General features: G+C 57.0%; 14 protein-coding genes. All 14 read left to right on the top strand.

Going from position 1 to position 14,027, the window contains the following annotated elements; all coding sequences use genetic code 11:
- The first annotated feature begins 45 nt into the window (after window positions 1–45).
- The 14 genes from rpsB (at window position 46) to lpxB (ending at window position 14,024) form a co-directional block, all read left to right on the top strand.
- A complete protein-coding gene (rpsB, locus tag EDC30_RS02465; RefSeq protein WP_132256918.1) occupies window positions 46–795 on the top strand; it encodes a 30S ribosomal protein S2 in 750 nt (249 codons plus the stop codon).
- Between the two features lie 121 nt (window positions 796–916).
- Window positions 917–1,798, top strand: a complete 882-nt coding sequence (gene tsf, locus EDC30_RS02460; RefSeq protein WP_132256916.1) for a translation elongation factor Ts — start codon at window positions 917–919, stop codon at window positions 1,796–1,798.
- A gap of 162 nt (window positions 1,799–1,960) precedes the next feature.
- Complete coding sequence (gene pyrH, locus EDC30_RS02455) at window positions 1,961–2,677, top strand: UMP kinase (protein WP_132256914.1); 717 nt, start codon at window positions 1,961–1,963, stop codon at window positions 2,675–2,677.
- Window positions 2,678–2,705: 28 nt separating this feature from the next.
- Entirely contained in the window at window positions 2,706–3,266 is a 561-nt protein-coding gene (frr, locus tag EDC30_RS02450) for a ribosome recycling factor (RefSeq protein ID WP_132256912.1), read from the top strand.
- A 47-nt stretch (window positions 3,267–3,313) separates the two neighbouring features.
- Window positions 3,314–4,072 carry a polyprenyl diphosphate synthase gene (gene uppS / locus EDC30_RS02445; protein ID WP_132256910.1) on the top strand — a complete coding sequence of 253 codons (759 nt, stop codon included), beginning with the start codon at window positions 3,314–3,316 and terminating at the stop codon, window positions 4,070–4,072.
- The gene (locus tag EDC30_RS02440) at window positions 4,072–4,890 is read left to right on the top strand and encodes a phosphatidate cytidylyltransferase (protein ID WP_132256908.1); all 819 of its coding nucleotides are present in this window, start codon (window positions 4,072–4,074) and stop codon (window positions 4,888–4,890) included. The genes uppS and EDC30_RS02440 overlap by 1 nt, the downstream gene beginning before the upstream one ends.
- Before the next feature lie 12 nt (window positions 4,891–4,902).
- Window positions 4,903–6,075: a 1-deoxy-D-xylulose-5-phosphate reductoisomerase gene (gene ispC / locus EDC30_RS02435; RefSeq protein WP_132256906.1), complete on the top strand. Its 1,173-nt coding sequence runs from the start codon at window positions 4,903–4,905 to the stop codon at window positions 6,073–6,075.
- A gap of 1 nt (window position 6,076) precedes the next feature.
- On the top strand, window positions 6,077–7,429 hold the full coding sequence (rseP, locus tag EDC30_RS02430; RefSeq protein ID WP_132256904.1) for an RIP metalloprotease RseP: 1,353 nt from the start codon (window positions 6,077–6,079) through the stop codon (window positions 7,427–7,429).
- A gap of 59 nt (window positions 7,430–7,488) precedes the next feature.
- Window positions 7,489–9,882 carry an outer membrane protein assembly factor BamA gene (gene bamA, locus EDC30_RS02425; RefSeq protein WP_132256902.1) on the top strand — a complete coding sequence of 798 codons (2,394 nt, stop codon included), beginning with the start codon at window positions 7,489–7,491 and terminating at the stop codon, window positions 9,880–9,882.
- A gap of 114 nt (window positions 9,883–9,996) precedes the next feature.
- Entirely contained in the window at window positions 9,997–10,455 is a 459-nt protein-coding gene (locus EDC30_RS02420; protein ID WP_243656620.1) for an OmpH/Skp family outer membrane protein, read from the top strand.
- Between the two features lie 72 nt (window positions 10,456–10,527).
- On the top strand, window positions 10,528–11,580 hold the full coding sequence (gene lpxD, locus EDC30_RS02415; protein WP_132256898.1) for a UDP-3-O-(3-hydroxymyristoyl)glucosamine N-acyltransferase: 1,053 nt from the start codon (window positions 10,528–10,530) through the stop codon (window positions 11,578–11,580).
- A gap of 11 nt (window positions 11,581–11,591) precedes the next feature.
- Window positions 11,592–12,059, top strand: coding sequence for a 3-hydroxyacyl-ACP dehydratase FabZ (fabZ, locus tag EDC30_RS02410; protein ID WP_132257247.1), 468 nt, complete (start codon window positions 11,592–11,594; stop codon window positions 12,057–12,059).
- 5 nt (window positions 12,060–12,064) lie between these two features.
- On the top strand, window positions 12,065–12,853 hold the full coding sequence (gene lpxA / locus EDC30_RS02405) for an acyl-ACP--UDP-N-acetylglucosamine O-acyltransferase (protein WP_132256897.1): 789 nt from the start codon (window positions 12,065–12,067) through the stop codon (window positions 12,851–12,853).
- A 13-nt stretch (window positions 12,854–12,866) separates the two neighbouring features.
- Window positions 12,867–14,024: a lipid-A-disaccharide synthase gene (lpxB, locus tag EDC30_RS02400; protein ID WP_132257245.1), complete on the top strand. Its 1,158-nt coding sequence runs from the start codon at window positions 12,867–12,869 to the stop codon at window positions 14,022–14,024.
- Window positions 14,025–14,027 lie beyond the last annotated feature (3 nt).

The following is a 14,027-nucleotide window of genomic DNA, read 5'->3' as shown; positions in this document are numbered from 1 at the left end:
TGCGGGTGACTGGGTGGATTCCAGTCCTAACCCTGGAGAATAAACATGTCAGTCACCATGCGTGAAATGCTGGAAGCCGGTATTCATTTCGGCCATCAAACCCGCTTCTGGAACCCCAAGATGGCTCAGTACATCTTCGGTCAGCGTAACAAGATTCATATCGTCAACCTGGAAAAAACCCTGGCTAAATACCAGGAAGCGATGAAGTACATCCGCCAGCTGGCTGCCAATCGCGGCACCATCCTGATGGTCGGCACCAAGCGTCAGGCTCGCGACATCATCGCCGCTGAAGCGCAACGCGCCGGCGTGCCTTATGTTGATCAGCGTTGGCTGGGCGGCATGCTGACCAACTTCAAGACCATCAAGACCTCGATCAAGCGTCTGAAAGACATGGAAGCGGCTATCGCTGACGGTTCCGTCGAAAAAATGAGCAAGAAGGAAGCGCTGATGTTCCAGCGTGAAATGGAAAAGCTGGAAAAATCGATTGGCGGCATCAAGGATATGGGTGGCATTCCTGACGCGATCTTTGTGATCGACGTCGGTTTCCACAAAGGCGCTATCACCGAAGCCGCCAAGCTGGGTATCCCGGTTATCGGCGTGGTCGATACCAACCACTCCCCGGACGGCGTGGCTTACGTCATCCCGGGCAATGACGACTCCTCCAAGGCGATCCAGTTGTATGCGCGCGGCGTGGCCGATGCCATCCTGGAAGGCCGTGCCAATGCCGTCAACGAAGTCGTTGAGGCAATCAAGGGCGGCGCTGACGAATTCGTAGAAGTTAACGAGCAGGCTTAAGCTTCATAGAGGCCGATAGGCTTTGTCCAAGGGGCAACCGCGGTTCGCCCCTTTATTTTATGAATTGCGGGATAGCGATGCTTAGCGGCACGCTGTTCTGAACGATCTGAAGGAGAATGAAATGGCGGCAATTACCGCAGCGATGGTAGGTGAACTGCGCGCGAAGACCGACGCGCCGATGATGGAATGCAAGAAAGCCTTGACCGAAGCCGATGGCGACATGGCCAAGGCTGAAGAGATTCTGCGCGTTAAACTGGGCAGCAAGGCTTCCAAGGCTGCCTCGCGTGTCACTGCTGAAGGCGTCGTCGTGGCATATGTCAGCGGCAACGTGGGTGCTCTTGTTGAAGTCAACTGCGAAACCGACTTCGTCACCAAGAACGATGACTTCGTCGCTCTGGCTAACAATGTGGCCAAGCTGGTTGCAGAAAATAATCCGGCCGATGTGGCGGCCCTGTCGGCGCTGCCGCTGGATGGCAAAACCGTCGAGGAAATCCGCGCTGCGCTGGTCGGCAAGATCGGTGAAAACATGTCGATCCGTCGCTTCAAGCGTTTTGAAACCAATGCCAAGCTGACTTCCTATCTGCACGGCAGCCGTATTGGCGTGGTCGTCGAATACGACGGCGCCGACGAGCAGGTTGGCAAGGATGTGGCAATGCATATCGCCGCCATGAAGCCGGTTGCTCTGTCGTCCGAGCAAGTGCCGGCCGAGCTGATCGAAAAAGAGCGCAATGTCGCCAGCCTGAAAGCAGCTGAATCCGGCAAGCCGGCAGACATCGTCGCCAAGATGGTGGAAGGTTCGGTGCAGAAATTCCTGAAGGAAGTCTCCTTGCTGAATCAACCGTTCGTCAAGAACGACAAGCAGACCGTTGAACAAATGCTCAAGGCTGCCAACAGCAGCGTGAAATCCTTTGCCTTGTTCGTGGTCGGTGAAGGCATCGAGAAGAAGGTGGACGACTTCGCTGCCGAAGTGGCGGCGCAGGTTGCTGCTGCCAAACAGGCTTAATCGCAAACAAAGCGGGCCGAAAGGCCCGTTTTTTTAAGCCTGCGGCATGCCTGGATGACAATGCAGTCATGCCGCGAATGCGATAGAGTAACGCACACCTTTTAGCACCCTAAAGCATCAAATCAGCATCAATTAATCCGGAATTACCAAGGAGCCCAGTTCATGACCCAACCAGCCTACAAGCGTGTCCTCCTCAAGCTTTCCGGTGAAGCACTCATGGGTGATGATGCCTACGGCATCAATCGCGCCACCATCGAGAGCATGGTCGCGGACGTGGCGGAAGTGGCCAAGCTTGGCGTAGAACTGGCGATCGTCATCGGCGGCGGCAATATCTTCCGCGGCGTGGCACCCGGCGCCCAGGGCATGGACCGCGCGACCGCGGATTACATGGGCATGCTGGCCACCGTAATGAATTCACTGGCGCTGGCCGATGCCATGCGCCAGGTTGGCCTGACCGCCCGTGTCATGTCGGCCATCGGTATCGAGCAAGTGGTCGAGCCTTACGTCCGGCCGAAGGCCTTGCAATACCTGGAAGAGGGCAAGATTGTCGTGTTTGCCGCCGGCACCGGCAACCCGTTCTTCACTACCGATACTGCCGCAGCGCTGCGCGGTTCGGAAATCGGTGCGGAAATCGTGCTGAAGGCGACCAAGGTCGATGGCGTCTATAGCGCCGACCCGAAAAAGGATCCAGGCGCGACCCGTTACAGCACGATCACCTTCGACGAAGCGATTTCCAAGCACTTGCAAGTCATGGACGCCACCGCATTTGCGTTGTGCCGCGACCAGAAACTGCCGATCAAGGTATTCTCTATCGTCAAGCCAGGCGCATTAAAGCGTGTCGTGCTGGGTGACGACGAGGGGACGCTGGTTCATTTGTAATTAATTTGTTGTAAGCAAGGAGAGCAGCATGAGTACTGCCGATGTCAAGAAAAACGCCGAACAAAAAATGAACAAGTCCATCGAGACGCTGAAGGCGAACCTGTCCAAGGTCCGCACCGGCCGTGCCCATGTAGGCATTCTCGACCACGTCATGGTGGATTACTATGGCAGCCCGACGGCAATCAACCAGGTCGCGAACGTTACCCTGATCGATGCGCGCACGATCGGAGTGCAACCATGGGAAAAAAAGATGGTGGCCGTAGTCGAAAAGGCTATCCGTGAATCCGACCTGGGATTCAATCCTTCTACGCAGGGCGACCTGATCCGTGTACCGACCCCGCCGCTGACCGAAGAACGTCGCAAGGAGATCGTCAAGCTGGTCAAGGGCGAGGCGGAGGATGCCAAGGTGGCTGTGCGCAATATCCGCCGCGATGCCAATGAAGCGCTGAAAAAGCTCGTCAAGGACAAGGCTTGCTCGGAAGATGATGAGCGCCGCGCTCAGGATGACGTGCAAAAGCTGACCGACAAGTTTGTTGCTGAAATTGATAAATTGATAAGCGAAAAAGAAAAAGAGATCATGACCGTTTGATTTGCGGTTATAGTTCTTTCTTCTAAAACATTTTTAGCATGGCATTCATGTCGCATTCGAGTTCCACGCAAGGCATCCCCGAAGCAGCTGCGGTTCCGCGCCATATTGCCATGATTATGGATGGCAATGGGCGCTGGGCGACCAAGCGCTTCCTGCCGCGCGTCGCCGGCCACGTCAAGGGTGTCGAGGCGGTGCGCAATGTGGTCGAGGCTTGTGTTGCGCGCGGCGTCGAATACCTGACGTTATTTGCCTTCAGTTCCGAAAACTGGCGGCGGCCGGCCGATGAAGTTTCCTTCCTGATGAAGCTCTTCATCAGCGCGCTGGAGCGCGAGGTGGCGAAGATGCATGTCAACGGCATTCGTCTGCGCGTGGTCGGCGACCTCTCGCGATTCGACGAGAAACTCCAGAAAATGATAGCTGCTGCCGAGCGCAAGACGGCTGACAACACGCGCCTGACCCTCACCATCTGCGCCAACTATGGCGGTCGCTGGGATATTCTGCAAGCTACGGGAAAAATGGTTGCTGCCAATCCCGGTGTGACGGAATTTAGTGAAGAAATGCTGGCACCATATCTCTCGATGGCGTACGCGCCGGAACCTGATCTGTTCATCCGTACCGGCGGTGAACAGCGTGCCTCGAACTTCCTCCTGTGGCAAATGGCGTACTCGGAGCTGTATTTCACCGACACCTTCTGGCCTGAATTCGATGCTGCCGCGCTTGATCAGGCCATCGAATCTTATCAGCAGCGCGAGCGCCGCTTCGGCCGCACCAGTGCCCAGGTGGTCGCGCACAAGAAAGCGTCCTGATGCTGAAGACTCGCGTCATCACGGCACTGGTGCTGCTCGCGCTGATTTTTCTGGTCGTTTATTCCGGCTCCTTCCTGGCTGCAGCCATTGTCGGCGGCATGTTTCTCGGCGCTGCGATGTGGGAAGCCCTGCGCCTGTTCGGCAGCCGGCAGCCGCTGATCGGCGCAGTCATTGGCACCCTGGCGTATGCTCTGATCCTTCGTTACCGGGGTGATTTTCCTGCGCCGGCGCTGTTTGCCATCTGCACCCTGATTTGGGCATTGCGCCTGACGCCGTCCCTGGCACTCGGATTGCCGCCAGTGGATAGTGTGCGGAACCGCATGCTGGGGGTCGTGTATGGCGTGACGATCCTGGGATGCTTCGTGGCCATTATCCTGTTTTATCAATATTCGCCGCTTTACCTGGTTTCCGTGATGGCGATCGTCTGGGTGGCGGACATCGGCGCCTATTTCGCCGGACGTGCATTTGGCAGGCGAAAACTGGCGCCCAGCATCTCGCCCGGCAAATCCTGGGAAGGCGCCATTGGCGGCTGGCTCGCCGTGCTGGCAATTAGCGCGATTTGCGTTTTCATTCCGGCTCTGAAAGGAACGTTTGCAACGCAGCTACAGGCCGCCTGGGGATGGGGCGCGTGGCTACTGGTGTTGAGCGTGCTGGCGGCGGCAAGCGTGGTTGGCGACCTGGTCGAATCCCAGTTGAAGCGCCGCGTCGATATGAAAGATAGCAGCCGGCTGTTGCCCGGCCACGGCGGCGTGTTGGACCGCATCGATGCCCTGATCCCCGTGCTGCCACTCGCGTTGCTCGTCCATTCCCGGTTTTAAGTTTCATTCAGCATGCAAGCCATTACAATACTCGGATCGACCGGCTCCATTGGTGTCTCAACCCTGGATGTCATCGCGCGCCATCCGGATCGCTATCGCGTTTTTGCCCTGACCGCGCATTCGAGAGTGAAGGAACTGGCTCAGCAATGCTCTCAATTCAAGCCCGAAGTTGCGGTTGTCGGCACGGCCGAAGCGGCGCAAGAGCTGACGCAGTTGTTGCGTGCGCAGGATTCGGCTACTCAGGTGGAGTATGGGCCGCAAGCGCTCTGCGCAGTAGCTGGCGCCGCCGGGTGCGATACCGTCATGGCGGCGATCGTCGGTGCTGCGGGTCTTGAGCCCAGCCTGGCCGCTGCGCGTGCCGGCAAGAAGCTCCTGCTGGCGAACAAGGAGGCGCTGGTGATGTCCGGCCAGCTGTTCATGGATGCGGTGAAGGAAAATGGCGCGACCCTGCTGCCAATCGATAGCGAGCATAATGCGATTTTCCAGTGCCTGCCGCGAGCTTACGGACGTGAACCGGATGCCCATGGCGTGGCCAAGATCGTCCTGACCGCGTCCGGCGGCCCATTCCTGCGGCGCGATGTCGCCACGCTCGAAGCTGTCACGCCGGAAGAGGCGGTGGCGCACCCAAATTGGGTTATGGGACGCAAGATCTCGGTGGATTCCGCCACCATGATGAACAAGGGCCTGGAAGTAATCGAGGCGCACTGGCTGTTCGGCGCATCTGCCGATCGCATCGAGGTGCTGATCCATCCCCAGAGCGTCATTCATTCGATGGTGTCGTATGTTGACGGCTCGCTGCTGGCGCAGTTGGGCAATCCCGACATGCGCACGCCGATCGCCCACGCCTTGGCTTATCCCGAACGGATCGTGTCAGGCGTCGGTCCGGTAGATCTGGCTAAAATAGGTCAGCTGCAATTTCTGGCGCCGGACTTCGAGCGCTTTCCCTGTTTGAAACTGGCGTATGAAGCGCTGGAGGCAGGTGGATCGGCCGCAGCCATATTGAACGCCGCCAATGAAGTTGCAGTCCAAGCATTTCTGGACCGTGAAATCGGTTTCCGGATGATCGATCAACTCATACATAGGGTGATGGACAGGCTGCCAGGACGCACAGTAACCGATCTTGAGGATTTGCTGGACCAAGACCGGGACGCGCGCAGATTGGCGCACGCCTGCATCACGACGTGACATGACGCTGCTGCATACCCTTCTCGCTTTTATTGTCGTGCTGGGCACCCTGATCGTGGTGCATGAACTGGGACATTACTGGGCGGCGCGCTGGTGCGGCGTGAAGGTGCTGCGCTTCTCGGTCGGCATGGGCAAAGTGGTCTGGTCGCGTCGCATCGGCCCGGATCGAACCGAATGGGCGCTGTCGGCGCTGCCGTTCGGCGGCTACGTCAAGATGCTTGATGCGCGCGAAGGGGACTTGTCCGGCTTGCCACCAGAAGATCTGGCGCGTGAATTTACCCGTCAGAGCGTGTGGAACCGCATCGTCATCGTGGCGGCAGGCCCGTTGGCCAATTTTCTGCTGGCGATTACGATTTTCGCCGGGCTCTACGCTCACGGCATTCCAGAACCCGCTCCCTTACTTCGTGCCGTGCCGGTTAATACTGCCGCTTACGAGGCAGGCCTGCGCGGAGGTGAGCGTGTTACGGCCGTCAATGGCGAGCCAGTACAGATCTGGTCGGACCTGCGCTGGCAGCTGATTCAGCTGGCGGTCGAGCGTCAATCGGCTGAATTGCAGGTAAAGCCGCGCGACGAAAGCGCTTCCCGTACGGTGCGTTTGCCGCTCGCCAGTATTTCCCCCCAGGACCTGGAAGGCGATTTCCTGGGTAAGCTCGGGCTGGATCTGGCTAGGCCAATGGCCAAGCTCGGCAAGATTGCGGACGGCGGTCCTGCAATGCAAGCCGGCCTGCGCGAAGGAGATGTGATCGTCGCCATCGACGGCAAGCCGATTGTCGATGGCGTGGCGCTGATCGAGCTGGTGCGCTCTTCACCCGGCCAGGTTTTGCGAATGAGCGTGCAGCGGGGAGGGCAGCAGCTTGAACTGTCAGTGAAGCCTGAAGCGAAAAAACAAAACGGCAAAACCATCGGCCAGATCATGGTGGAGGTGCCGGTGGCGCCGGAAATGGTCATAGCCAGTTCTTCACCTATCGATGCATTCGGCAAGGCAGTGCGGCGCACGTGGGATTCCAGTGTGTTAACGCTGAAAATGCTTGGTAAAATGCTGGTCGGTGAACTGTCCTGGAAAAACATTTCGGGCCCGATCACCATCGCGGATTATGCAGGCCAGACTGCTCGCATCGGTCTCATCAGCTATCTCAGCTTCATCGCCCTTATCAGTATTAGCCTGGGTGTCATGAATTTGCTGCCGATTCCGGTGCTGGATGGGGGGCATTTACTGTATTATTCGCTGGAAGTTTTGACCGGACGTCCATTGTCCGAGCGAGCGGGAGAGATCGCTCAGCGCGCGGGCATGGGGATACTGATGGCCTTGATGGTGGTTGCTGTGTTCAACGACCTCGTGCGCCTTATGTCCTGAGCCAGCTCCAGGGGGACTGCGCGTGGCGTCAAAAGAATATTGAAAACGAACGATAGCTAATGAAATTACATTCTGCGCGTATTACCCTGCCGTCTTTTTCCCGTCATGTGATCGCCGCCGCAGCCTTTGCCCTCTGTACCGGGCAGGCATCGGCTGTTGAGCCGTTTGTCGTCAAGGATATCCGTGTCGAAGGTATTCAGCGCACCGAGGCTGGCACCGTATTCAGCTATCTGCCTGTGCGGGTCGGCGAAACCTTCACCGATGACAAAGGGGCTTCGGCGATCAAGGCGTTGTATGCCACCGGTTTTTTCAAGGATGTGCGTATCGAGGCCGAGGGCGATGTCCTCGTCGTCATGGTCGAAGAGCGCCCCGCGATTGCCAGCGTCGATTTTTCCGGCATCAAGGAATTCGACAAGGACCAGCTGACGAAAGCGTTGAAAGAAATCGGCCTGGCAGAATCGCGCATCTTCGACCGTTCGTTGGTTGATCGCGCTGAACAGGAACTGAAGCGTCAATATCTGTCGCGCGGTCTCTATGGCGCGAAGGTGACCACCACTGTTACGCCGATCGAGCGCAACCGGGTCAATATCAACTTTTCGGTCGACGAAGGCGATGCGGCTCGCATCAAGCAAATTACCTTCGTCGGCAACAAGGTCTACAGCGACAAGCAGCTGCGTAATCTTCTTAGCCTGACCACGCCTGGCTGGTTCACCTGGTACACCAAGGCCGACCAGTACACCAAGCAAAAGCTTGCTGGCGACATTGAGACCATCAAGTCGCATTACCTGAATAGCGGTTATCTGGAGGCTCAGGTGGAGTCGACCCAAGTGTCGATTTCCCCGGATAAGAAAAACATCTATATCACCATCAACATCAATGAAGGTGAAAAATACAGAGTTGCCGATGTCAAGCTCGAGGGTGAGCTGCTAGGACGCGAGCAGGAATTGAAATCGCTGGTGGATTTGAAGAAGGGCGATATCTATTCCGGCGAAAAACTGGCGGAAAGCGTGAAGAAGATCTCCGAGCGCATGGGCACCTTTGGATATGCTTTTGCGAACGTCAACGCCAATCCGGATATCAACCGCGAGAAGCGCGAAGTCACCTTTACCGTGTTTATCGATCCGGGCAAGCGCGTTTACGTGCGCCGTGTGAACGTAAGCGGTAATACGGTCACGCGTGATGAAGTGGTGCGCCGGGAATTCCGCCAATTTGAGAGTTCCTGGTATGACGGCGACAAGATCAAGAATTCCCGTAACCGCGTGGATCGCCTAGGTTACTTCAACGAGGTGAATATCGATACCCCGGAAGTGCCAGGAACGACGGATCAGGTGGATGTGAATGTGGCGGTGGTGGAAAAGCCGACCGGCACGCTGTCGCTGGGTGCGGGCTTTTCAAGCAGCGAAAAAGTGTCACTTTCGGGCTCGATTCACCAAGCCAATGCCTTCGGAAGTGGTAAGGACATAGGAGTAGATGTCAATACCAGCAAATATAACCGTACCATCGCCTTTTCACATACAGATCCATATGTGACCGACGATGGCATTAGCCGTAGTCTGAGCTTGTACTACCGTACCAGCCGGCCACCATTGGTGAATACCGGTGAATACAAGATTGTTACAGCGGGCGGTAGCATTACCCACGGTATTCCGTTTACGGATCTGGATACTGTGTTTTTCGGTGTCGGTATCGAGAAAACCAAAGTGGAAGTCTACCGCAACTTCGGCACTGCTGTCGGTGGTAACGGAGCATATTCCGATAGTCCGCAAGTCTATCTGGACTACGTACGCGATTTCGGTGGTCTTGCTACTTGTGCCGTAAATTGTATTGATACGGCAAGCACCACTGGTTTTCCATTGACAGTGGCTTGGCAGCGGGATAGCCGAGACAGCGTGCTTACGCCGAGCACAGGCCAATATCAACGTGCCAACCTTGAACTTGGTGCTTTTGGCGACCAGCGTTACTATCGCGCCGTATATCAGTACCAGCATTTCCGACCGGTGTTTCGTGATTTGACGCTGGCATTCAATGGCGAGCTCGATTATGGTGCCGGCTTGGGAAATAAGCCTTACCCCGTGTTTAAGAATTTTTACGCCGGTGGCATCGGTTCAGTGCGCGGATTTGAAGGCTCATCGCTGGGGCCGACCTCTTCCAGCACGAATGGGGTTGATTTCATCGGTGGCCCGAAACGCATCATTGCTAACCTGGAATTGCAACTGCCATTCCCGGGATCCGGCAAAGATCGAAGCCTGAGATGGTTTACTTTTGCCGACGCCGGTAACGTTTTCGCGGAAAATGAAAAAATCAAGCTGGGTGAATTGCGCTACTCAGTAGGTCTTGGCATCAGCTGGATTTCCCCGATCGGACCGCTGAAAATCAGCTATGGCAAGCCAATGAATGCGAAGCCGGAAGACCGTAAACAGCAGTTCCAATTCCAGTTGGGTACCGGATTCTAAGTTCGTGGTGGCATAATAGCCGTTTAGACGTATTTCGTATTGCGGAGAAACACTTTAATGTCGATTGCCAAATCAACCACCTGGATCAAATGCGCAGCCATTGCGGCTGTATGCATGTTGCCGCTGACTGGCGTGCAGGCACAGGATTCGAAAATTGGATTTGTTAGCACCGAGCGGATTTTCCGCGAAGCAGTGCCGGCTAAAACGGCTCAAGCGAAGATCGAGCAAGAGTTTTCCAAGCGAGACCGGGAATTGCAGGATATGGCGGCGCGCTTGAAGGCCTTGTCTGAACGCCTGGACAAGGATGCCAGCGTTCTTTCCGACTCGGATCGTATTCGCCGTCAGCGCGAGCTGACCGATCTGGATAAAGAATTCCAGCGCAAGCAGCGTGAATTCCGCGAAGATTTGAACCAGCGTCGCAACGAAGAGCTGGCGATTGTGCTTGAGCGTACCAACAAGGTCATCAAGCAGATCGCCGATGCCGAACGCTACGATATCGTTTTCCAGGAGGCAGTTTATGCCAGCCCGCGCATCGATATCACGGACAAGGTGCTAAAAGCGCTGAACAAGTAAGCTTCGATTTTTCCATACCGGGAAAGAGCGGCGTCGGCCGCTTCTTTCCCATCATTTTTTTGAGGGGGCGCGATGAGCACCCGATTAAAAGCCCTGGTTGATCGCTTGGGTGGTCAGCTGATCGGCGATGATGCAATCGAAGTCGCCGGCATTGCACCGCTGGACGCCGCGGACGCGTCGCATATCACATTTCTGTCGAACCCGAAGCTGCGCAAGCAGGCCGCGCAAACCGGTGCGGCTGCCTTGATCCTTTCGCCTGCGGATAACGAGGCGATCGGTGCTGAATACCAAGGCGCACGCATTGTTACAGCGAATCCGTACGCTTATTTTGCACGCGCAGCCCAGTATTTCGCCTTGCTTCATGCAATTCCTGCGCCTGTCGGTATCCATCCAAGCGCCGTGGTCGATCCGACTGCGCGGGTGGCGCCGGATGCCAGTATCGGTCCACAGGTGGTCATCGAGGCAGGAGTCGAAATCGGCGCCGGTGCGGTAATCGGTGCGCTGAGCTTCATTGGCCGCGATGCAAAGGTCGGTCCTGAAACGCAGTTCCATGCCCGCGTTACCTTTCATGCCGGCTGTATTATTGGCGCGCGTGGCATCGTTCATTCCGGCGCGGTGATCGGCGCCGATGGCTTCGGGTTTGCCAATGAGGGCGGGGCTTGGATCAAGATTCCGCAGACCGGCAGGGTAGTGATCGGCGACGACGTCGATATCGGCGTCAATACCGCCATCGACCGCGGTGCGCTGGCTGATACGGTAATCGGCAATGGCGTCAAAATTGATAACCTGATCCAGATCGCTCACAACTGCGAGATCGGCGATCACACCGCCATGGCGGGCTGCGTCGGTATCGCCGGCAGCGTGAAAATCGGCAAGTACTGCACCATCGGCGGCGCCGCAATGATCAACGGGCATATCACCATCGCCGATCGTGTGCACATTTCCGGGGGCACGCTGGTGTCGCGTTCGATTGCAGAGCCGGGACATTACACGGCGGTTTTTCCGATGGCGAAAAACGCAGACTGGGAAAAATCTGCCGCGCTTGTGCGCAATCTGCCTTCGATGCGTGAGAAAATCCGGGAACTTGAAAAATCCATCAAATCCTTACGAGAACAAACAGAATGAACGCCCCTGAAATGAAAAGCCTCGATATCAACGAGATCAAGCAATATCTGCCGCACCGCTATCCCTTGCTGCTGGTGGACCGCGTGCTTGACTGGGAAGCGGGGAAGTCGATCACGGCCATCAAGAACGTGACGATCAATGAAGAATTCTTCAATGGCCATTTTCCGCACAAGCCGGTCATGCCGGGCGTGCTGATGATCGAGGCATTGGCGCAGACTGCTGCGTTGCTGTCGTTTATGAGCGCCGGCATCAAGCCGGACGACAGTTCGGTCGTCTATTTCCTTGGCATCGACGGTGCCCGCTTCAAGCGTCCGGTCGGTCCCGGCGACCAGTTGAAGATGCAGGCGGAAGTCGTGCGCCATGCGCGAGGCATCTGGAAGTACAAGGCAGTGGCGTCGGTCGACGGGCAAGTGGCCGTGGAGGCGGAATTGATGTGCACCATGCGCAGCGTCGCCGATGCAGGACAAACAGTAGGCTGAAGATCATGAGCAAGATTCATTCGACCGCGATTGTCGATCCAAAGGCGCAGCTGGATGATACGGTCGAGGTTGGCGCCTATGCGGTAATCGGTCCTGACGTCAGGATCGGTGCGCGAACCAAAGTCGGGCCGCACGTGGTGATCGAGGGGCATACCTCGATCGGCTGCGATAATCAGATTTTTCAATTCGCCTCGCTGGGCGCCGCGCCGCAAGACAAGAAGTACGCAGGCGAGCCGACACGGCTGGAAATCGGCGACCGCAATACGATTCGCGAATTCTGTACCTTCAATCTTGGCACCGTGCAGGACGCCGGTGTAACGCGGATCGGCAACGACAACTGGATCATGGCGTATGTGCACCTTGCGCATGACTGCCAGTTGGCCAACAACATTATTCTCGCCAACAATGTCACCTTGGCTGGACACGTGCACCTGGGCGACTGGGTATTCCTCGGTGGTTTCACCACCGTGCATCAGTTCTGCCAGATCGGAGCGCATGCGATGACGGCGTTTACCGCCGCGGTGAGTCAGGATGTACCGCCATTCGTGACGGCGGCAGGCAATCGCGCGGTCCCTGCCGGTATCAATTCGGAAGGTTTGCGTCGCCGCGGCTTTACGTCCGATCAGATTGCCGCGATCAAGCGCGCCTACAAGCTGGTGTACCGTGCAGGCCTGTCGCTGGACGATGCCAAGGCCGCTTTGGCGCAGGAAGAGCAAAAAACTCCCGATGCCGCAGCGCATATCCGCCTGCTGCGCGAATTCCTGGAATCCAATACCCGTGGCATCATCCGCTAAGCTTTCGCTGGCCATGGTCGCTGGCGAAACGTCGGGCGACTTGCTGGCAGGCCGGATGTTGTCCGGTTTGCGGCCGGCCTTGCCTGATGCTTATATCCACGGCATCGGCGGCAAGCACATGGCGCAGCACGGCTTTGTTTCCGACTGGCCGATGGAAAAGCTGGCGGTGCGCGGCTTGTTCGAGGTGCTGGCGCATTACCGAGAAATCAAGGGAATACAGCTTGCCTTGCGCGACCGCCTGCTGAAAGAGCGGCCGGCAGTCTTCATCGGTGTCGATGCGCCCGATTTCAATCTTGGCCTGGAAGCGCAGCTGAAAGCGGCCGGTATCCCGACCATGCATTTCATCGGGCCGTCGATCTGGGCCTGGCGCGGCGGCCGCATCAAGAAGATCGAGAAAGCCGTATCGCATATTCTGGTCGTGTTTCCTTTTGAAGAGGAAATCTACCGCAAGGCAGGTATCCCGGCGACTTATGTGGGCCATCCGATGGCGGAAGTGATTCCGCTTGAGCCAGATGTTTCTGCGGCGCGCGCCGCACTAGGGTTGAGCGGAAATGCGCCGGTGGTATCGATCCTCCCGGGCAGTCGCATGTCAGAGCTTAAATACAATACCGCCGCCTTTATCGGCGCGGCAAAGATATTGCTGCAGCGCGAGCCGAACATGCGCATCGTCGTGCCGATGGCAGGGGAAAAGCAGCGCCAGTATTTCCAGCAATTGTTGGCGGATGCCGGCTTGCAGGATGTGCGCGTGATGGTGACGGAAGGACAATCGCATACCGCGATTGCGGCAGCAGACGCGGTGCTGGTGGCTTCCGGCACCGCGACCCTGGAGGTGGCCCTGTTCAAGAAGCCGATGGTGATCGGCTACAAGATGATGGGCGCTTCCTGGCACGTCCTGAAGCACATGGCCTATCAACCCTGGGTCGGACTCCCGAATATCCTGGCACGCGATTTCCTCGTGCCTGAATTGCTTCAGGATGCCGCGACGCCGCAGGCGCTTGCCGACGCCCTGGAAAACCAGCTGAATAACGTCGCCTTGCGTAACACGCTCGAGCAGCGCTTCATCGATATGCACCATAGCCTGTTGCGCAATACCGCGAAGGAAAGCGCGCAAGCGGTGCTGGATTTAATCGGTAAGTCGGCGCCAGGCAATGTCACAAGGGTTTCAGCGTGAAAA

The sequence above is a fragment of the Paucimonas lemoignei genome (assembly GCF_004342585.1).
Lineage (GTDB): Bacteria > Pseudomonadota > Gammaproteobacteria > Burkholderiales > Burkholderiaceae_D > Paucimonas > Paucimonas lemoignei.
The sequence above is the reverse complement of the archived record's forward strand: the minus strand, read 5'-3'. Positions and strand labels throughout refer to the sequence as shown.

Excerpts from the sequence above, each read along its gene's own strand:
- rpsB (WP_132256918.1), top strand. The coding sequence starts at position 46 with ATGTCAGTCACCATGCGTGAAATGCTGGAAGCCGGTATTCATTTCGGC.
- tsf (WP_132256916.1), top strand. The coding sequence starts at position 917 with ATGGCGGCAATTACCGCAGCGATGGTAGGTGAACTGCGCGCGAAGACC.
- pyrH (WP_132256914.1), top strand. The coding sequence starts at position 1,961 with ATGACCCAACCAGCCTACAAGCGTGTCCTCCTCAAGCTTTCCGGTGAA.
- frr (WP_132256912.1), top strand. The coding sequence starts at position 2,706 with ATGAGTACTGCCGATGTCAAGAAAAACGCCGAACAAAAAATGAACAAG.
- uppS (WP_132256910.1), top strand. The coding sequence starts at position 3,314 with ATGTCGCATTCGAGTTCCACGCAAGGCATCCCCGAAGCAGCTGCGGTT.
- EDC30_RS02440 (WP_132256908.1), top strand. The coding sequence starts at position 4,072 with ATGCTGAAGACTCGCGTCATCACGGCACTGGTGCTGCTCGCGCTGATT.
- ispC (WP_132256906.1), top strand. The coding sequence starts at position 4,903 with ATGCAAGCCATTACAATACTCGGATCGACCGGCTCCATTGGTGTCTCA.
- rseP (WP_132256904.1), top strand. The coding sequence starts at position 6,077 with ATGACGCTGCTGCATACCCTTCTCGCTTTTATTGTCGTGCTGGGCACC.
- bamA (WP_132256902.1), top strand. The coding sequence starts at position 7,489 with ATGAAATTACATTCTGCGCGTATTACCCTGCCGTCTTTTTCCCGTCAT.
- EDC30_RS02420 (WP_243656620.1), top strand. The coding sequence starts at position 9,997 with ATGTTGCCGCTGACTGGCGTGCAGGCACAGGATTCGAAAATTGGATTT.
- lpxD (WP_132256898.1), top strand. The coding sequence starts at position 10,528 with ATGAGCACCCGATTAAAAGCCCTGGTTGATCGCTTGGGTGGTCAGCTG.
- fabZ (WP_132257247.1), top strand. The coding sequence starts at position 11,592 with ATGAAAAGCCTCGATATCAACGAGATCAAGCAATATCTGCCGCACCGC.
- lpxA (WP_132256897.1), top strand. The coding sequence starts at position 12,065 with ATGAGCAAGATTCATTCGACCGCGATTGTCGATCCAAAGGCGCAGCTG.
- lpxB (WP_132257245.1), top strand. The coding sequence starts at position 12,867 with ATGGTCGCTGGCGAAACGTCGGGCGACTTGCTGGCAGGCCGGATGTTG.